We start from the raw sequence: 17,389 nt of genomic DNA, 5'->3' as shown, positions 1-17,389 counted from the left end.
TGACCTAATCGGGCTGTAATGCATTGTGTTGTTGTATTTTTGCACTCCATTTTAAGGAACTATGCGCACAAAATCGCTTAAAAAGAACAAAATCAATGTGGTGACCTTGGGTTGTAGCAAGAACGTCTACGACTCGGAAGTGTTGATGGGACAACTGCGTGCCAACAACAAGGAAGTTGCCCATGAGGAGGAAGGCAATGTAGTGGTCATCAACACCTGCGGATTTATTGCCAATGCCAAGGAAGAAAGCGTCAATACGATTTTGGAATATGTGCAGCGCAAGGAGGCCGGTGATGTGGACAAGGTTTTTGTGACCGGCTGTTTGAGCGAGCGCTACAAACCCGATTTGGAGAAGGAGATTCCCAATGTAGATGCCTATTTTGGGACTACCGATCTTCCCAATTTATTGAAGGCCCTTGGGGCCGACTACAAGCACGAGCTGATTGGTGAGCGCTTGACCACCACCCCAAAAAACTACGCTTACCTTAAAATTGCCGAGGGCTGCGATAGGCCATGCTCCTTTTGTGCGATTCCTTTGATGCGCGGTAAACACCGTAGCACCCCTATTGAGGAATTGGTGAAAGAGGCCGAAAAATTGGCAGCAAACGGTTTTAAGGAATTGATTTTGATTGCCCAAGACCTTACGTATTACGGTCTGGATTTGTATAAGAAACGAAACTTGGCCGAACTTCTCCAAGCCTTGGCCCAAGTGGAGGGTATTGAATGGATTCGTTTGCACTACGCTTTCCCAACGGGCTTCCCTATGGATGTTTTGGAGGTGATGCGCAACGAACCCAAAATCTGCAATTACATCGATATCCCATTGCAGCATATATCTGACAACATACTTAAAAGTATGCGCCGTGGAACCACCCAAGCCAAAACCACAAAACTGTTACAGGATTTCAGGGCGGCGGTACCCGAAATGGCCATCCGAACTACCTTGATCGTGGGTTATCCCGGATAGACCGAGGAAGATTTTGAGACCTTGAAACAATGGGTGCAGGACATGCGTTTTGAGCGCTTGGGCTGCTTTACCTATAGCCATGAGGAAAATACCCATGCCTACCAGTTGGAGGACGATGTTCCCGAAGATGTAAAGCAAGAACGGGCCAATGCCATCATGGAAATCCAATCCCAGATTTCGTGGGAGCTCAATCAGGAAAAAATTGGCAAAACTTTCCGTTGTATTATCGATAGGAAAGAAGGAAACCATTTTATAGGTCGTACCGAATTTGATTCCCCCGATGTGGACAACGAGGTACTTATCGACGCGACCAAACATTACGTGAAAATTGGTGATTTCACCAACATCAAGATTACGGATGCATCCGACTACGACCTTTTTGGGGAACCCGTGTAATACTGTTTTTATTTAGATTTTCTAGTGCAACTTCCCGTTGCATCCCATATACGATAAAGCTGTTGGTATATCGTGCGATCCCTTTGCGCGTTGACACAATGGCTTTTTTGTTTTCCATTTCTTCTAAACCGTCAAAACTGACAATGGTCATGGTTTGTGATTGGACTCTTGTCTAATTTTAGGGGATTGAACCATTTTTCATGTTCATGGCCCCAAATCCCCTGCTTTATGCCATTTTGGATAAGCTACTATTGAATAATGACAATTAACTATAACCATTATGAACCAAAATCACAATAAACTAAAAGCAAGCGTTACCCTGCTGCGCATTTTTATAGGGTGGCACTTTTTATTTGAAGGTGTGGTCAAAATGTACAATCCCGAGTGGACCTCATTCGGGTACCTGGCCACTGCACAAGGACCATTTGAGTGGTTCTTTACCCTATTGATTGGGGATGCTACCATTGGTTGGGTGGATACCTTGAACATTATTGCCCTTATGGTAGTGGGAGTGACCTTTACCTTGGGCATTTTTGAACGTATTGGCGCCATAGTGGGCATTGGCCTGCTTGCCCTTTACTTTTTGGCTCACCCACCCTTTCCTGGTCTTACACAAATGAATGTGGAAGGGAACTATTGGCTCATCAACAAAAACTTGATTGAAATGGTGGCCTGTATCGTAATCTACCAACTGCCTACGGGGCGGTATTTTGGATTGGACTATCTCAGAAAGCATAAACTTAAAACCCAAGAGCAATGAAATGGACTAGAAGAGACCTGTTAATAGGATTGGGAGGCCTTCCCATATTGGGCGCTGTATGGTGGGCCGGAGCTGCGACCTCTGTCGGTTCCAGAAAAAAGCGCTCGGAAATATTGGAGCAACTCAATATAAAACCGTCACTGCCCCCAGCCGTACCCGGAATAGGAGGAGACCCTGTTCGTATCGGGGTCATTGGGTTTGGTATACGGGGCGAACAGTTGACAAGGGCCTTGGGATTTGCAACGGACGAATGGAAGGAGGAAATGCGATTGGCCGCCGAAGAAGACCCCAATAACAAACGATTGGAAGATTTTGAAAGCCAAGAACGTCTCAATGTCAAATTGGTGGGTATCTGCGACATATTTGATGTGAGGGCAGAAACGTTTATCAATTCCTTTTCCACAGCGGACCATAAAGTAAAGCGATACACCACATATACCGATATGATCCGAAGCGGTGAAGTGGATGCTGTGGTGATTGCTACCCCTGATCATTGGCATGCTCCCATGTCCATCGAGGCCTTGAACAACAATGTGCACGTGTATGTGGAAAAACCGATGACCCATACTGTAGGTGAAACCTATACGTTGCGTGAGGCCGCAGCAAATTCAGATGCGGTCTTTGCCGTGGGACACCAACACAGACAAACCCTTAGCTTTGGAACGGCCAGGGATATTGTGGAAAAAGGAACCTTGGGCCATGTCTCATTGATTCAGACCAATACCAACAGGAACGATGACAATGGTGCCTGGAACTATGATATCCATGAAAAGGCCAGTCCTGAAACTATCGACTGGGAGCAATTTTTGGGCTCTGCACCAAAGGTGCCCTTTAATAAGAACCACTTTTTTAGATGGCGCAAATGGTGGGCCTATGGCTCTGGACTTTCCGGAGATTTGTTGACCCACGATTACGACCGTTTGAACTGTGTGCTCAATATGGGGATACCTGCTTCGGTGAGTGCTTCGGGAGGAATATACACCCATAATGATGGCAGAAACGTTCCCGATGTCATACAGGTGAATATGGAATTCCCCGATTTCAGTACGGGCAGCAGCCAAACCAAGGGCAAGGAAAAAGGAATGACATTCTGCTACAGTGCTACTTTGGGCAACGGCTTCAATAGACCCACTGTTTTGATGGGCCACGATGCCACCATGGAATTGGGCAACCGTTTGACTGTATGGCCAGATGGCGCATCCACCCGATATGCCGAAATGCTGGAAGCTGAAAAAATGAGACCCGATGTGCCCATTTATCAATATGATCCTGCAGGCACCGCTACCGATGCGGTATCCTCTGCAACATCGCAATATTTCGCTGATAAAGGGCTTATGTGGACATACATTGATGGTGTTCGTGTGGACTCTACCTTTTTGCACATGCGCGAATGGTTGAGCGTTATTAAAAATGGAGGAAAGGTCAGTTGTGGAATCAACGAAGGCTTCGATGAAGCAATTTCGGCCCATATGGCAGGTCTGTCCTGGAAATTGGGCAGAAAAATAGAATGGGATGCCGCTAGCCAGACCTTAAAGCCCATCGAAGGCATTGATTTTGACCAAGTGCTCTTGGCCAACGAAAATTGGAACATACAACCAGAGATGGTTGGGTGAGGTTTCTTGATTTTTAAGGATTTTAGTCCGGAAAGTGGGACGTTGCAAAAAGGATTCTTCCTTGGTCAATGTCCCACTTTAATTTTAGTGTACTTTCCAAACATCAAAGGGTAACGAAGGAAACCAATTGTTCCACATTGGGGTGGTCACTTCCCCCCACAGGTTCAATAGTGATGTTAAGGGATTCCGCGTTCTCGATATATTTTAAGGACACTAATTCCGTATCTGTGGGCAGTGTGCCCATACTTATCATTTCCCCGTCCACATCGCTCCACATTTGGTAGGTTTTATCACTTGGCAAAACGGGTAGGCCTTTGGGGTTGACCAGTACTAGGTGGTTTTTGTGGTTTACATAGGCAACCGCCTTTCCATTGGGTGCTTTTTGGTTACCATACAGTACCAAGGGAATCACATCGGGATTGTTGATGCTTTCCAAGCGATTGGAAGTCAATCGAAATTCAGATTCCAGATTATTTACCTGACGTTGTAATCTATCGGTCTGTGTTTGCAGCGTCTCCAAGTTACTTTCGGCATTTTGCCATTTTTCATACAGCCAAAAACTACTGAGTCCAAAAATCAGGGCAAAACCTGCCGCTATGGAAAGGGGCGTCCAATTGGTCTTGCGTATCAAATTAGGTTGTACTGAGTCTTTGATTCTTGCCTTCACGGCTGGGGGTGGTGCAATGGCCTGCTCCATGCCCATACGCTCAAAATCGGCTTCCAGGGCATCAAACTGCTCCCGTAGTGCTGTATCCTGGTCCAGGGCTTCTTCCACCATGGAGGCCTGTTCCTTTGAAAGCTCTCCGGTAAGATAAAGCTCCAGAAGTCCTTCTTCCAATATCTTTTTCTTTTCCATCATGCCATTAATTCTAAAACGGCCCAAATATAGACCAACTTGGTACCGTACGTCTCCCTTAATTGTTTTAGTGCTTGTCGAACATAGGATTTAAAGGTGCCCAACGGGACCCCCATCTTTTCGTGGGCCTCCCTATGGGTGTACCCGCTGTAATATACCAGTGCAATCGCCTGTTGATGGTGGGGCTCCAGAGATTTGATGGAACCTTTCAATTCTGAATAATCCGGTGCCTCTTCATCATCCTTGATATTAGTATATACACTCAAATCATCCGTTTGGATGAGCTTGTCCTTGGTTCTCAATGCATTTAGGGTCGTATTTCGTGCAATCCGGTATGCCCAGGTGTAAAATCTTCCCTTGGATGCATCATAACCATCAATACTTTTCCAAATTTTGATAAAAGTCTCCTGCAACAGGTCTTCGGCCTTATTTTGATCCCTGCACATTCGGAGTATGACCCCGAAAAGTGCGCCGGAATATTTATCGTAAAGCTGGTAGAGTGCCGTATTGTCGCCGGAAAGCAATCGGTTTATAAGCTCTGTATCGTTGGTTGTGGTCCTCATTGTCGATGTTAAAGATATGATAAAAAACCACAGACTTCATCCAGAAGGTAAAAGCATGTGTAAATACTAGTAGAAAGCGCTTTAAAAACAATAATCATTAAAATTTAAATCTGAAAACATGAAAAAATTAATTTTTGCACTAGCCGCCTTTGCATTTTTGTTGGCACCTAAAACAACTACAGCACAATCCAAGGACATCGTTGATGTTGCCGTATCGGTAGATGACTTTTCAACCTTGGTCACTGCACTCAAGGCCGCCGATTTGGTGGGAGCTTTGAAAGGTGACGGACCTTTTACCGTATTTGCGCCGGTCAACTCAGGATTTGCCAAAATCGATTCCGAAACCTTGAATTTCCTATTGCAGCCCGAGAACAAAGAACAACTATCCGCAATCTTAACCTATCACGTGGTTTCTGGAAAGCTAATGGCCTCTGATGTGGCCGCTGCCCTTGGAAAAGGAAACGGTAAAGCAGAACTTACAACCTTGAACGGTGGGAAATTGACTGCTATGAAAAAGGACGACGGTATCTATTTGAAGGATGCCAAAGGGAATTGGAGCAAAATCTCCAAAACCGATGTCGTTGCCTCAAATGGAGTAATCCATATTATTGAGGATGTTGTAATGCCCAACTAAGTAAGCGTTGTTCGTTTTGATGCTGAAAAGCACCGCGGGGGCGGTGCTTTTCTATTTTATAAGGTAAAGTTATCTTTTCCGTTCCAACTCTAATTGATACAGTTCCCGGCCCAATTGCGCCAAAAAGGGTATGCCCACCTCGTCATATTCATAGGCATCGTCATTGAACACTTCATCACTATTGACCAAGATGGTGGCCGTCACCATAAAATCGATATTGTTTTTGGTGTCTTTGATGTAAGCGTTGTCCGTTAGTGTGCCATAGGCATAGCCCACTTTGTTATAGATTTTGATATGCTCCGGCATGGGTTCGGTACTATCGCCGAACAGAAAGAATTTAACATAGCTGTCGTAATAGTCCACAGGGTCGTATCCCACTTTTGAGGGCAAAGTGTGCATGGTTTTCAATAGAAATTCCCGTTGTTTCTTATTTAGATTGAATTGTTGGGCTTCTGGAAACGCTTCCGGGAAGATGATTCTTTTCAGCAAGGCGGATTGGGCTTCGATGGGGAAATAATTCTTCAAACTGAAATCAAAGGCACCCTGTTGATAGGTTTCCCCAACTATATATCCTTTTCCTTTTTTGATGTCGTTAAGTTCCAGAGGTTGAATGGCGGCATTTATGATGGAGCTGCTCAAGGCCGTGGTCGAATCGTTCAAATAAAAAACCAAAGGTTTGGTGGTCACATCGTCTGCATTATCCGTGGAAAGTCTATGGGCAATCCTAATGGGACTGACCCCTCTTCGCTCCATCCTACGGTTGAGGTCGTCCTGCCCCAAAAACTCCAACAAACGGTTGTTCGCTGCATTGTCCGAAACGGCAAAGATTTCCGAAACTGCCTTGGCAAAAGTGGTCTGGACCGAATCGCCTTCCACGAAAAAGCGGGTGTCCATGGATAGGGAGTCAATCTCGTTCAACTTTTCCAGAGCGGCCACGGCTGCAGGGAACTTTACCGAGCTGGCCGGATAAAAATAGCTGTTCGCGTCCACTTGAAAATCATGGTCCGTAAATATTACGCTATCGTTTCGTCGGTCAATTTGGGTATAGCGAATTTGGACCTCGTAGGCATCCAAATTGTCCATTACCCTTTGAATGTTCGGGCTCTGGGAAGCAAGGGCTTTCTCCAGCGGGGGGATGGTGTCATTTTTTGCACAGGACACGACCCACAAAGCCATGCCTAAGATTACGAATCTGGTCCACATAAGCAATTCCTTATATTTCACCCGTATATACCTGACCCCTATGCGGTTTTAGGATGCTGCGCACCTCTTTGAGTTCAAATTCCGCGACTACCAAAAAGGCAATGCTATGGGTTGGGCTGAAATGTTCCACACCTCCTAAATCGTACTTCAGTTCTTCGACCTCGACGAACTCCTTAAGGTGCTTTAGGTAATGTTCTGCCGTATGGGCCGCACTGGGTCCACGAAAATCCCAAATAATCTTGATTTTTCTATCCAAAAGTTTATCCATTGTATTTAGTTATTTAGTACCGACTCGCCTTTTTCGGCGAATGCCTTAAAATCTTCCATGTATGCCAAGGACTGCTTTTTAAATGCACCGGGCATCAAAAGTCCCATCAATTTCATTCCAAAACTGGAGAATTGGAACTCCGTCTCGGAAATCCATCGGGTTTTGTCTCCTTCGTCCCTAAAGTAGTTTTTTTGAATATTGTGCACGCCTTTGGTATCGTAGGTCATGTGCATTTCTTCCGGAAGCTGTTTTTTGATGATGGTCTCCACCATGCTAAGTTGGCGTTTTCCCATTTTATAGCTTAAGCTCATTTGGGCGCCTTCCTGTCCGGGGTTGGGTGAAAGTTGCTCAAATTCCAATAGTCCCTTTTGCCAGTGTTTCATGTTCTCGGGGTCCATCATTTTTTCGATAAATTCATCCCTTGGTACATTCACAACGACTTCGGTAGTATACTTCATGTTGGTTTGGTTTTGCACTAATGTAGCAATTTCTGTGCATCTATCCCCAACCAAAAAATTCTGTTAATGATATGAGAACCTTCTTGTAAGGGATTTTGTAATTGTTATTTTTGCGAAATGCTTAAGCTCCAAAAAAATAGGTTCTTCCTACTATGCTGTTTTGTGGCGCTATTGGTTTCCTCCTGCGAGGGGATGTTCAATAAGGAAGAGGAAAAAGAACCCTTGGCACGGGTAGGCGATACCTATCTTTACAAGGAAGATATCGCGTCTTTGATACGAGATGACATGACGGCCGAGGATAGCACCATTTTCGTAACCAATTACATCAACAATTGGGCGTCGAAGCAATTACTGCTCGATAAATCCAAGATCAATCTGCCTGAAGAAAAGCTGAGGGAATTTGACCGTTTGGTCTCGGATTACAGATCAGACCTTTACACACGTGCCTACATTGAGGCTTTGGTGCTCCAATCCCAAGATACTGCGGTCACCAAAAACCAGCTGCAAGAATTTTACGATAGGGAAAAGGAAAATTTCAAACTGAACGAGAAATTGGTGCAGTTGCGTTTTGTGGGCATGTCCGAACAATTTTTGGACCGCGATGGGGTAGAGCAAAAAATCAAGAATTGGGACGAGGCTGACAAACGGTATTTGGATTCCATAGCAGTCCAATTCAAAAAAATCCATTTTAACGACTCCATTTGGGTAAGTGCCAGTCGGGTAATCGAGGAAATACCCCCATTGACGCAGGCAAATGAGGAATCCCACTTAAAAAAATCACAATTTTTTGAGCTACAAGACTCGTTAGAGGTATATTTGGGCTGGGTGACCAACGTTTTGGAAGTCAATGAAACAGCCCCATTCGATTATGTGGAACCGGACATAAGGCAATTGATACTCAACCGGAGACGTTTGAATTATGTAAAAAAACTAGAAACCGAAATAATAGATGAAGCTATCAAGAAGAATGAATTTGAGGTTTATGACAAAGAAAAGTAAGGCACTTTCCATCGCACTAATGGCAATTGTTGGAATGGTGCAGGCACAGGAAGTGGACCAAGCTTTGAGCGAGACAGATTCCACCACTAATGCCAACCGGGTTAAATTGGACGGTATCGCTGCCGTGATTGGCGATTATGTAATCTTGGAATCGGATATCGACAAGACCTTGATCGATTTACAGAACCAAGGAGCGTCCACAGAAGACGTGACCCGCTGCGGATTATTGGGCAAACTTATGGAAGATCGTTTATATGCCCATCAAGCGGTGCAGGACAGTTTGTTGGTCTCCGACGATATGGTGAATGCCCAAAGTGATCGTCAAATCCAGCAACTGACCCAACAGATCGGTAGTGTGGAGAAGATGCTGAGCTACTACAAAAAATCGGATATGGAAAGTTTCCGCGAAGAGCTGTTTGAAATCAACAAACTGCGGATGCTTTCTGAAAAGATGCAGGGAAAAATCGTTGAGGAAATTGAAGTGACCCCTGAGGAGGTGCGTCAGTTCTTCTATAAAATTCCTGAAGATGAGCGCCCAGTATTTGGAGCGGAATTGGAAATTGCCCAGATTGTAAAACAGCCGGAAGCACCAGAGGAGGAAAAGCAAAAGGTCATCAACCAACTGAAGGAAATCCGTCAAGATGTGTTGGAGAACGATGCCAGTTTTAATGTGAAGGCTATTTTGTACTCACAAGACCCAGGGTCAAAATCAAAAGGTGGGTTTTACAGTATGACCAAAGAAACTCCTTTTGTAAAAGAATTCAAGGATGTTGCCTTCAGCCTTAGGGAAGGGGAAATTTCAGAGCCTTTTGAAACCATTTTTGGTTACCACATTATTTATATTGAAAAAATTAGGGGTCAGGAACTGGATTTAAGACATATCTTGATGATTCCAGATATTCCCAAAAGTGCCATTGACAAAGCAGTAAAAGAACTGGACAGCATCCGTCAGCAGGTTTTGGATGGGAAATATACGTTCGCAGAAGCTGCATTGAACTTTTCCGATGAAAAAGAGACCAAGTTCGATGGTGGTTTGCTCCGAAACCCAATCAACTTCGACTCCCGTTTTGAACTGACCAAAATGGACCCGACCCTTTACAATCAGGTGCGAAACCTGAAAGATGGGGAAATCTCAAGGCCTATTCGCGAGGATGACCCAAGAGGGGGACCTCCAAAGTTCAAGATCATGAAGATTTCCAACCGCTATGATGAACATGAGGCCGATTTTGCGAAAGATTATATGAAGATACAGGAATTGGCCCTTCGCGAGAAACAATTCAAGGCCATTAAGGAGTGGATGGACGAACATATCGAAGACACCTATATTCACGTTGACCCAGACAATAGGGACTGTGATTTTGCGAACAACTGGGTAAAGGAATAATTGTATGTCGGATGTTGTTGCAGTAGAAAATCTGGTTAAAAAGCATCAAGAGCTAAAAAAGGAAATCGCAAAGGTCATTGTGGGCCAAGAGGCGGTCATCGAACAAATACTCTTGTCCATATACACTGGAGGACATTCCTTGCTGATAGGTGTTCCCGGTCTGGCGAAGACTTTGATGGTCAATACCATAGCGCAGACCTTGGGATTGGATTTCAAAAGGATACAGTTTACACCCGATTTGATGCCCAGTGATATTTTGGGCAGTGAGGTACTCGACCAAAACCGCAACTTCAAATTCATTATGGGTCCTGTGTTCGGGAATATCATCCTCGCGGACGAAATCAACCGGACGCCACCCAAAACACAGGCTGCCTTGTTGGAAGCTATGCAGGAAAGGGCGGTGACCATTGGTGGAAAGCAGTACAAGCTCAATGAGCCCTATTTTGTACTGGCCACACAGAATCCCATTGAGCAAGAAGGAACCTATCCCTTGCCAGAGGCCCAATTGGACCGTTTTATGTTCGCCATCGAACTCAAATATCCGTCCATCGCTGAGGAAATACAAGTAGTCAAATCCACCACCACCGATGATCAGGTGACCATCAATACACTTTTTGATGCTGAAGAGATCATTGAAGTACAACATTTGATTCGTCGCATACCGGTACCCGACAATGTTATCGATTATGCCGTGAGGCTGGTGAACAGAACAAGGCCAGGGCAAGAAGACGCACCTGATTTTGTAAAAAACTACATCGATTGGGGAGCTGGGCCAAGGGCTTCACAAAATTTGGTGCTGGCTGCAAAAGCCCATGCCGCCATCCACGGGAAGTTCTCTCCGGACATTGAAGATGTAAAGGCGGTAAGCCTGGGAATCCTTCGTCACCGGATTTTGAAAAACTACAAAGCGGAAGCTGAAGGCCTTACCGAGGAAAAAATTATTACGGAACTGTTGTAAAAAATAATTCGGTCCAGAAGGATTTAGTTCGATTCTAATTCCAAATTACTATACGATTTAGTAAATTTACCGAATTACGAAAATCTTAAAAACTCAATTGTAGAATGGCATTTGATATAGACATGATAAAGGGTGTCTACGCTTCCATGGGGGAACGCGTGGAAAAGGCCCGTGAATTGGTGGGCAAGCCCCTTACACTTTCAGAAAAAATCTTATACTCCCACCTTTGGGACGGTAAACCGGAAAAAGCCTTTGTTAGAGGCAAGGATTACGTTGACTTTGCCCCCGATAGGATTGCATGTCAAGATGCAACGGCCCAAATGGCCCTGTTGCAATTTATGCAGGCTGGAAAAGACAAGGTGGCAGTTCCTACAACGGTTCACTGTGACCACTTGATCCAAGCCAAGGAAGGTGCCGCACAAGATTTGAAGCATGCCAACGAGACCAGCAAGGAAGTTTTTGATTTTCTGGAGTCTGTATCGAACAAATACGGAATCGGTTTTTGGAAGCCGGGAGCAGGTATCATTCACCAAGTAGTTTTGGAGAACTATGCCTTTCCGGGCGGTATGATGATTGGAACCGACTCACACACCGTAAATGCCGGTGGATTGGGTATGGTGGCCATTGGGGTAGGTGGTGCCGATGCCGTGGATGTAATGGCCGGAATGGCCTGGGAACTTAAATTCCCCAAATTGATCGGTGTAAAGTTGACCGGAAAACTATCAGGTTGGACCGCACCCAAGGATGTTATCCTTAAAGTAGCCGAAATTCTTACCGTAAAAGGCGGTACGGGTGCCATTGTAGAATATTTTGGCCCTGGAGCCACGTCCATGTCATGTACCGGTAAAGGAACCATTTGTAACATGGGTGCTGAAATCGGTGCTACCACGTCAACCTTTGGTTATGACGAGTCCATGGAGCGCTATCTAAGAGCTACCGACAGGTCTGATGTAGCCGATGAAGCCAATAAAGTAAAAGAACACTTGACTGCAGACCCCGAAGTATATGCCAATCCAGAGCAGTATTTTGATCAAGTGATCGAAATCAATCTTTCCGAATTGAAACCATTGCTCAACGGACCATTTACCCCGGATTTGGCCACAGAAGTGGGGACCATGAAGGAAAAGGCGGAGAAAAATGGATGGCCATTGGCCGTGGAGTGGGGATTGATCGGTTCCTGTACCAACTCTTCCTATGAAGATTTATCTAGAGCCTCATCGATTGCACAACAGGCTTTGGACAAAAAATTGAAGACAAAGGCCGAGTTTGGAATCAACCCAGGTTCGGAACAAGTACGATATACAACGGAGCGGGACGGTATCCTCGAAATCTTTGAAAAGCTGGATGCCAAAATCTTCACCAACGCCTGCGGACCATGTATCGGTCAGTGGGGACGTTATGAAGATCCAAAGAACGCACCCAAGAACAGTATCGTACATTCCTTCAACCGAAACTTCGCAAAGCGTGCGGACGGTAACCCGAATACCCACGCATTTGTGGCATCACCAGAGATGACCGCTGCGATTGCCATTGCAGGTCGTTTGGACTTTAACCCTTTGACCGACAAGTTGATCAATGAGGACGGTGAAGAAGTGATGTTGGATGAGCCAACAGGCTGGGAATTGCCTCCAAAAGGTTTTGAAGTGAAGGAGAATGGTTATCTAGAGCCCGTTAAGGATGGAAGCGGAGTTGAGGTAATCGTTGCCGAAGGTTCTGAAAGACTACAACTGTTGGAGCCTTTTGAGCCTATCACTGCAAAAGACCTTCAAGGGATGAAACTGTTGATCAAAGCCTTTGGAAAATGTACCACGGACCACATTTCCATGGCGGGACCATGGTTGCGCTTTAGAGGACATTTGGACAATATTGCCAACAATACCTTAATTGGAGCAGTCAATGCCTTCAACCAAAAAACAAACTTTGTCAAAAACCAATTGACAGGGGAGTACGGTGGAGTTCCAGATACCCAGCGCGAGTACAAAAAGAAAGGTATCAAGACCATTGTTGTGGGAGACCATAACTACGGTGAAGGTTCCTCTCGTGAGCATGCGGCTATGCAACCGAGACATTTGGGCGTAGCTGTGGTTTTGGTGAAATCGTTTGCAAGGATTCACGAGACCAACTTGAAAAAGCAAGGAATGTTGGCCTTGACCTTCGTCAATGAGAACGATTATGATCTGATCCAAGAAGACGATACCTTCAATTTTGTGGATGTTGCAGAGTTTGCACCAGACAAGCCACTCACCATTGAGGTAGTGCATGCCGATGGTAGCAAAGACACTATTATGGCAAACCATTCTTACAACGATGCACAGATCAAATGGTTCAATGAAGGCTCGGCCTTGAACTTGATCAAAAAACAAAATGCTTAATTGTATCTAAAATAATCTGTTGAAACTCCTGATGTCGACTATTGATGTCAGGAGTTTTTATTTTTTGAGAAAAACCATTCCATGAAAATCAGTAAGAAGACCGTCCTCAATATCATTTTGATTCTCTTTGTCCTGTCATTTTTTGTGACTCCCATTGGATATTATGGGAAAATCTGGTTGAACAGGCTCTTCTCGTTTTCCCCAGCGGTCATTGAGGAAACGGAGCGTCAACAGATTACGGATTACGATTGGCGATTAAAGGATGCTGATTGGAACTTCTTCAATTTTGAAAAATCCAAGGGGAATGTGGTCTTCATCAATTTTTGGGCCTCTTGGCGACTGCCTTCCGAAGCGGAGCTTGCAAGTATTCAGGAATTGTACGACAAATACAAAGGACAAATGGATTTTTATATCATTACCAATGAAGAGCAAGAACCTGTAGAAGCCTTTATGGAAGAGCATGGATTTTCTTTTCCGGTCACCTATTTGATCATCGGGGAGAAGATGCCGGTGGATGCTAGCAAGGTGCCATCATCCTATCTGCTCGATAAGGAGGGCCATATCGTAATCCATGAAGAAGGCATTTCGGATTGGAGCTCGAAAATGGTGTACCAGTTATTGGATGAATTGATTGCAGAATGAAAATCACAAAAGAACAGGTCGGCAATATTATTTGGATTGTAGCGATATTGCTCATCCTTTTTACCCCAGTAGGATTTCACGTGCGCGTGTGGGCCAACAAAGCCATCGCAGCGATTGTCAGTCCAAGCACGGTGGAAGAATCAGAGCGTTCAGTTTTGGAGGATTACACTTGGAACTGGGTCGATTTGGAAGGTAGACCAGCCAATCTTCAATCCAAAAAGGGCAAAGTGATCTTGATCAACGTTTGGGCCACTTGGTGCCCGCCCTGTGTGGCTGAGCTTCCCGGTTTTGCTACACTTTACTCAGACTATAAGGACAAGGTCGAATTTGCCTTTGTAGCCAATGACGACCAAGAAAAAGTGCGGACTTTTTTGGAGAAAAAGAGCTATGATTTACCTGTCTATTTTCAAGTATCGGCCGCACCAAAAGCGTTGGAGAGCGGAAGCATCCCTGTTACCTACATCATAGATAAAAAAGGCGATGTGGTGGTGGACAAAACAGGTGCCGCCAACTGGAATTCGGACAAGGTCCGCAATCTTTTGGACCAACTGCTGGCCCAATAACTACTTTTTCTTAAAGTATTTGAAGGGAACCACCAACATCCCAAAACATTCCCCATCTTCTTTCCCTAGATGCTTGTGATGGATTTTGTGCGCCCTGCGGACTCCACGGGCATACCAATTATTGGCATTGCGGAACATTTTAAAGCGTTGGTGAATAAAAATATCATGTACCATAAAATAGGCGATTCCATAGGCCAATATGCCGAATCCCAACGGCCAACCATACCAGAAAGAAGTGGCGCTGCCCAGATAAAACAGGGACATGCTCACTACGGCATAGAAGATAAAAAAGGCATCGTTACGCTCGAACCAAGAGTCATGGTCCTTTCTGTGATGATCCTTGTGAAGGCTCCATAAGAAGCCGTGCATCACATACTTGTGGGTAAACCATGCCATAAATTCCATAAAGCAAAAAGTTGCCAAAAATATCAATATCCAAAGTGCTACTTTCATTGTACCAATTGTAGTTTATAATTTACGTAAGATTGTGCCAAAAGTCCGAATTTTTGATAATTGGGCACACGTATCCTGGTATTTTTTATTTCTAGAGGTGGAGTGCTCTGCAATTTTTGCAACAGCTTTTTATAATAGCGGTATGCAGTATAAACGCCAAACTTAGCCTGTTCCGGCAATTCAACGATACCTGCGTAACCCAAGGCAAAATCTGCTTTTATTTCATTGACAATGCGTCTTTTGGACGCTTCATCGAGTTCCAAAAGGTCAGTGTCCGGAAAATAGGTGCGGTTCAAGTCCTCATAATCCGCTTTAAGATCCCTGAGGAAATTTACCTTTTGGAAAGCTGAGCCCAATGCCATGGCAGATTCCTTCAATCTTTCATATTTTTCCTTGTCCCCATCCACAAATACACAGAGGCACATTAGGCCGACTACATCAGCAGAACCATAGATGTACTCCCGATACTCATCAAAAGTCTCATAGTTTTTCTTGGTCAGGTCCATCCGCATACTCTTCATAAAAGACTCCACCAAATGATGCGGAATGTCGTATTTGTGATAGGTATGCTGAAATGCGTTCAAAATAGGATTTAGGCTGATTTTATCCGCGATGGCGCGCTCCATGTCCTTTTCAAAGGCATCGAACAGTTGTGCTTTATCGTAATCATGAAAAGTATCCACGATTTCATCCGCAAAGCGCACAAAACCATAAATATTGTAAATATCGGCCCTGATGGATGGGGCCAGCATTTTGGTGGCCAAGGAAAAGGAAGTGCTGTAAGACTTGGTTACGATCTTACTGCAATCGTACGAGACGTTGTCAAAAATAGTTTTCATCGGTTTTCATCTTTAATGATTAAATCAGCCACCAGTTTACCGGATATCAGGGATGGTGGGACCCCTGGGCCGGGTACGGTCAACTGACCGGTAAAGAACAAGTTTTTTACCTTGCTACTTTTGAGGTTAGGTCTTAAAAAAGCGGTCTGGCGCAACGTGTTGGCCATTCCATAAGCGTTTCCTTTATAGGAATTGTACTGTTCCACAAAATCGTTTACGCAGAAACTTTCCCGAAAAATTACAGAATTTTTTACAGATTGATGGGTTAAATTTTCAAATCGGTCCATCACAATATCAAAATATTGATCCCGTAATTGAGGGGTGTCTTCCAAGCCCGGGGCGATAGGCACCAAGAAAAAGCCCGTTTCCATGCCTTCCGGGGCCATGGAGGCATCCGTTACCGAGGGGAAATTGGCATAGAACAGCGGATTGCTCGGCCATTGTGGATGGTCATATATTTCTTGTGCATGCTGCTCAAAATCGGTGTCAAAAAACAGGTTGTGGTGCTCGATATTGTTCAATTTCTTATCAAAACCGATATAAAACAATAGGGAGGAAGGGGCGTAGGTCTTTTTGGCCCAGTACTCCTCAGAATATTGTCGGTATTTTTTGTCTAAAAGGGTCTCGGAATGATGATAATCCGCCCCACTGACCACATAATCGGCCAAGTGATTGTTTCCTTTACTTCGTATGCCCAGTACTTCTCCTTCGGACACTAGGATGTGGCTGACGGGACTGTCGGTATGTATGGTTACTCCAAGTTCCTCTGCGACACCTTTCATGGCCTTGATGATTTCATACATTCCGCCTTTGGGATGCCAAGTACCGAGGCCAAAATCGGCAAAATTCATAAAATTATAGAAAGAAGGTGTCTTACTGGGTTTGGCTCCCAAAAACAGCACAGGAAATTCCAAGGTGGACACCAATTTGGGATTTTTGAACCTTTTTCTGACCTGTTGACTTATAGTCTTGAAAAATTGGTCCACTTTGAGCACGGTTTCCTTGGTTACGAGTTCCAATGGGGATAGCCCGGGACGCAAAACCACTTTGTTTATGGCGATGTCATAATTTTCCTGAGCCTCACCGATAAACTGTTTCAAATGCTTGCTACTGCCGGATTCGATGCGCTCAAACTCCTCACAGATGCTTTCCATACAGTCACCTATGGTAATCACATCATCCTCAAAAAATATTTTGTAAGCGGGGTTCAATTTGTCCAAATGGTAGTAATCCGAGGTCTTTTTGCCAAAATCGGCAAAGAACTTTTCAAAAATATCGGGCATCCAATACCAACTTGGGCCAATATCAAAGGTAAACCCATCCTTTATCAGCTGACGGGCCCTTCCTCCCACGGTGTCGTTCTTTTCGAACATGTCTACCTCATATCCCGCCTTTGCCAAGTAGCAAGAGGCCGAAAGGGAAGAGAAACCCGAACCGATTACTATAACTTTCTTCATTGGA

General features: G+C 44.7%; 17 protein-coding genes and 1 pseudogene. 10 read left to right on the top strand and 8 right to left on the bottom strand.

From position 1 onward, the window contains the following. Positions 1–61: 61 nt before the first annotated feature. The 3 genes and pseudogenes from rimO to RBB12_RS15660 all read left to right on the top strand — a co-directional run bounded on the left by rimO (position 62) and on the right by RBB12_RS15660 (position 3,736). Positions 62–1,363: pseudogene (gene rimO, locus RBB12_RS15670) on the top strand (30S ribosomal protein S12 methylthiotransferase RimO). A 280-nt stretch (positions 1,364–1,643) separates the two neighbouring features. After that, positions 1,644–2,123 carry a DoxX family protein gene (locus tag RBB12_RS15665; RefSeq protein WP_179385024.1) on the top strand — a complete coding sequence of 160 codons (480 nt, stop codon included), beginning with the start codon at positions 1,644–1,646 and terminating at the stop codon, positions 2,121–2,123. After that, positions 2,120–3,736, top strand: coding sequence for a Gfo/Idh/MocA family protein (locus RBB12_RS15660; RefSeq protein WP_179385023.1), 1,617 nt, complete (start codon positions 2,120–2,122; stop codon positions 3,734–3,736). The genes RBB12_RS15665 and RBB12_RS15660 overlap by 4 nt, the downstream gene beginning before the upstream one ends. 103 nt (positions 3,737–3,839) lie before the next feature. Here RBB12_RS15660 and RBB12_RS15655 read toward each other — a convergent pair whose 3' ends face one another. Both RBB12_RS15655 and RBB12_RS15650 read right to left on the bottom strand, forming a co-directional pair. Further along, positions 3,840–4,595, bottom strand: a complete 756-nt coding sequence (locus tag RBB12_RS15655; RefSeq protein ID WP_306014587.1) for an anti-sigma factor — start codon at positions 4,593–4,595, stop codon at positions 3,840–3,842. After that, positions 4,592–5,155 (bottom strand): RNA polymerase sigma factor, encoded by a 564-nt coding sequence (locus tag RBB12_RS15650; protein WP_293285544.1) that lies wholly within the window; start codon positions 5,153–5,155, stop codon positions 4,592–4,594. The genes RBB12_RS15655 and RBB12_RS15650 overlap by 4 nt, the downstream gene beginning before the upstream one ends. 118 nt (positions 5,156–5,273) lie before the next feature. Between RBB12_RS15650 and RBB12_RS15645 the strand changes: the two genes are divergently transcribed. Then, positions 5,274–5,789: a fasciclin domain-containing protein gene (locus tag RBB12_RS15645; protein WP_306014586.1), complete on the top strand. Its 516-nt coding sequence runs from the start codon at positions 5,274–5,276 to the stop codon at positions 5,787–5,789. A gap of 69 nt (positions 5,790–5,858) precedes the next feature. Here the strand turns inward: RBB12_RS15645 and RBB12_RS15640 are convergent, their stop codons facing one another. The 3 genes from RBB12_RS15640 to RBB12_RS15630 are packed head-to-tail and all read right to left on the bottom strand — an operon-like array spanning position 5,859 to position 7,718. Beyond that, on the bottom strand, positions 5,859–6,965 hold the full coding sequence (locus RBB12_RS15640) for a serine hydrolase (protein WP_306014585.1): 1,107 nt from the start codon (positions 6,963–6,965) through the stop codon (positions 5,859–5,861). Between the two features lie 37 nt (positions 6,966–7,002). Beyond that, on the bottom strand, positions 7,003–7,260 hold the full coding sequence (locus RBB12_RS15635; RefSeq protein ID WP_293285540.1) for a hypothetical protein: 258 nt from the start codon (positions 7,258–7,260) through the stop codon (positions 7,003–7,005). 5 nt (positions 7,261–7,265) lie between these two features. Beyond that, positions 7,266–7,718, bottom strand: a complete 453-nt coding sequence (locus RBB12_RS15630) for an SRPBCC family protein (RefSeq protein WP_306014584.1) — start codon at positions 7,716–7,718, stop codon at positions 7,266–7,268. A gap of 117 nt (positions 7,719–7,835) precedes the next feature. Between RBB12_RS15630 and RBB12_RS15625 the strand changes: the two genes are divergently transcribed. From RBB12_RS15625 to RBB12_RS15600, 6 genes are all read left to right on the top strand, one after another. Further along, a complete protein-coding gene (locus tag RBB12_RS15625) occupies positions 7,836–8,717 on the top strand; it encodes a peptidyl-prolyl cis-trans isomerase (protein WP_306014583.1) in 882 nt (293 codons plus the stop codon). Beyond that, on the top strand, positions 8,701–10,101 hold the full coding sequence (locus RBB12_RS15620; RefSeq protein WP_306014582.1) for a peptidylprolyl isomerase: 1,401 nt from the start codon (positions 8,701–8,703) through the stop codon (positions 10,099–10,101). Before RBB12_RS15625 ends, RBB12_RS15620 begins: the two co-directional genes overlap by 17 nt. Before the next feature lie 4 nt (positions 10,102–10,105). Continuing rightward, positions 10,106–11,059: a MoxR family ATPase gene (locus RBB12_RS15615; RefSeq protein WP_179385015.1), complete on the top strand. Its 954-nt coding sequence runs from the start codon at positions 10,106–10,108 to the stop codon at positions 11,057–11,059. Positions 11,060–11,163: 104 nt separating this feature from the next. Continuing rightward, positions 11,164–13,431, top strand: coding sequence for an aconitate hydratase (locus tag RBB12_RS15610; RefSeq protein WP_293285527.1), 2,268 nt, complete (start codon positions 11,164–11,166; stop codon positions 13,429–13,431). A gap of 81 nt (positions 13,432–13,512) precedes the next feature. Next, complete coding sequence (locus tag RBB12_RS15605) at positions 13,513–14,073, top strand: TlpA disulfide reductase family protein (protein ID WP_306014581.1); 561 nt, start codon at positions 13,513–13,515, stop codon at positions 14,071–14,073. Beyond that, positions 14,070–14,636 (top strand): TlpA disulfide reductase family protein, encoded by a 567-nt coding sequence (locus tag RBB12_RS15600; RefSeq protein ID WP_306014580.1) that lies wholly within the window; start codon positions 14,070–14,072, stop codon positions 14,634–14,636. The genes RBB12_RS15605 and RBB12_RS15600 overlap by 4 nt, the downstream gene beginning before the upstream one ends. Here the strand turns inward: RBB12_RS15600 and RBB12_RS15595 are convergent, their stop codons facing one another. From RBB12_RS15595 to RBB12_RS15585, 3 genes are read right to left on the bottom strand one after another with little or no spacing between them, the layout of a single operon-like run. Further along, entirely contained in the window at positions 14,637–15,089 is a 453-nt protein-coding gene (locus RBB12_RS15595; RefSeq protein ID WP_293285520.1) for a sterol desaturase family protein, read from the bottom strand. It abuts the gene before it with no gap. Beyond that, positions 15,086–15,928 (bottom strand): phytoene/squalene synthase family protein, encoded by an 843-nt coding sequence (locus RBB12_RS15590; protein WP_179385010.1) that lies wholly within the window; start codon positions 15,926–15,928, stop codon positions 15,086–15,088. The genes RBB12_RS15595 and RBB12_RS15590 overlap by 4 nt, the downstream gene beginning before the upstream one ends. Then, positions 15,925–17,385: an NAD(P)/FAD-dependent oxidoreductase gene (locus RBB12_RS15585; RefSeq protein WP_306014579.1), complete on the bottom strand. Its 1,461-nt coding sequence runs from the start codon at positions 17,383–17,385 to the stop codon at positions 15,925–15,927. Before RBB12_RS15585 ends, RBB12_RS15590 begins: the two co-directional genes overlap by 4 nt. Positions 17,386–17,389: the final 4 nt, after the last annotated feature.

The organism is Allomuricauda sp. MMSF_3307 (genome assembly GCF_030733585.1).
GTDB lineage: Bacteria > Bacteroidota > Bacteroidia > Flavobacteriales > Flavobacteriaceae > Flagellimonas.
Note: the sequence above shows the minus strand (reverse complement) of the source record. Positions and strands in the feature narration are given on the sequence as shown.

What these genes read in the sequence shown, in the direction of transcription:
- RBB12_RS15595 (WP_293285520.1), bottom strand. Translation starts at nt 15,089, where the DNA reads ATGAAAGTAGCACTTTGGATATTGATATTTTTGGCAACTTTTTGCTTT.
- RBB12_RS15655 (WP_306014587.1), bottom strand. Translation starts at nt 4,595, where the DNA reads ATGATGGAAAAGAAAAAGATATTGGAAGAAGGACTTCTGGAGCTTTAT.
- RBB12_RS15605 (WP_306014581.1), top strand. Translation starts at nt 13,513, where the DNA reads ATGAAAATCAGTAAGAAGACCGTCCTCAATATCATTTTGATTCTCTTT.
- RBB12_RS15585 (WP_306014579.1), bottom strand. Translation starts at nt 17,385, where the DNA reads ATGAAGAAAGTTATAGTAATCGGTTCGGGTTTCTCTTCCCTTTCGGCC.
- RBB12_RS15615 (WP_179385015.1), top strand. Translation starts at nt 10,106, where the DNA reads ATGTCGGATGTTGTTGCAGTAGAAAATCTGGTTAAAAAGCATCAAGAG.
- RBB12_RS15600 (WP_306014580.1), top strand. Translation starts at nt 14,070, where the DNA reads ATGAAAATCACAAAAGAACAGGTCGGCAATATTATTTGGATTGTAGCG.
- RBB12_RS15630 (WP_306014584.1), bottom strand. Translation starts at nt 7,718, where the DNA reads ATGAAGTATACTACCGAAGTCGTTGTGAATGTACCAAGGGATGAATTT.
- RBB12_RS15645 (WP_306014586.1), top strand. Translation starts at nt 5,274, where the DNA reads ATGAAAAAATTAATTTTTGCACTAGCCGCCTTTGCATTTTTGTTGGCA.
- RBB12_RS15665 (WP_179385024.1), top strand. Translation starts at nt 1,644, where the DNA reads ATGAACCAAAATCACAATAAACTAAAAGCAAGCGTTACCCTGCTGCGC.
- RBB12_RS15590 (WP_179385010.1), bottom strand. Translation starts at nt 15,928, where the DNA reads ATGAAAACTATTTTTGACAACGTCTCGTACGATTGCAGTAAGATCGTA.
- RBB12_RS15640 (WP_306014585.1), bottom strand. Translation starts at nt 6,965, where the DNA reads ATGGCTTTGTGGGTCGTGTCCTGTGCAAAAAATGACACCATCCCCCCG.
- RBB12_RS15625 (WP_306014583.1), top strand. Translation starts at nt 7,836, where the DNA reads ATGCTTAAGCTCCAAAAAAATAGGTTCTTCCTACTATGCTGTTTTGTG.
- RBB12_RS15660 (WP_179385023.1), top strand. Translation starts at nt 2,120, where the DNA reads ATGAAATGGACTAGAAGAGACCTGTTAATAGGATTGGGAGGCCTTCCC.
- RBB12_RS15620 (WP_306014582.1), top strand. Translation starts at nt 8,701, where the DNA reads ATGACAAAGAAAAGTAAGGCACTTTCCATCGCACTAATGGCAATTGTT.
- RBB12_RS15635 (WP_293285540.1), bottom strand. Translation starts at nt 7,260, where the DNA reads ATGGATAAACTTTTGGATAGAAAAATCAAGATTATTTGGGATTTTCGT.
- RBB12_RS15610 (WP_293285527.1), top strand. Translation starts at nt 11,164, where the DNA reads ATGGCATTTGATATAGACATGATAAAGGGTGTCTACGCTTCCATGGGG.
- RBB12_RS15650 (WP_293285544.1), bottom strand. Translation starts at nt 5,155, where the DNA reads ATGAGGACCACAACCAACGATACAGAGCTTATAAACCGATTGCTTTCC.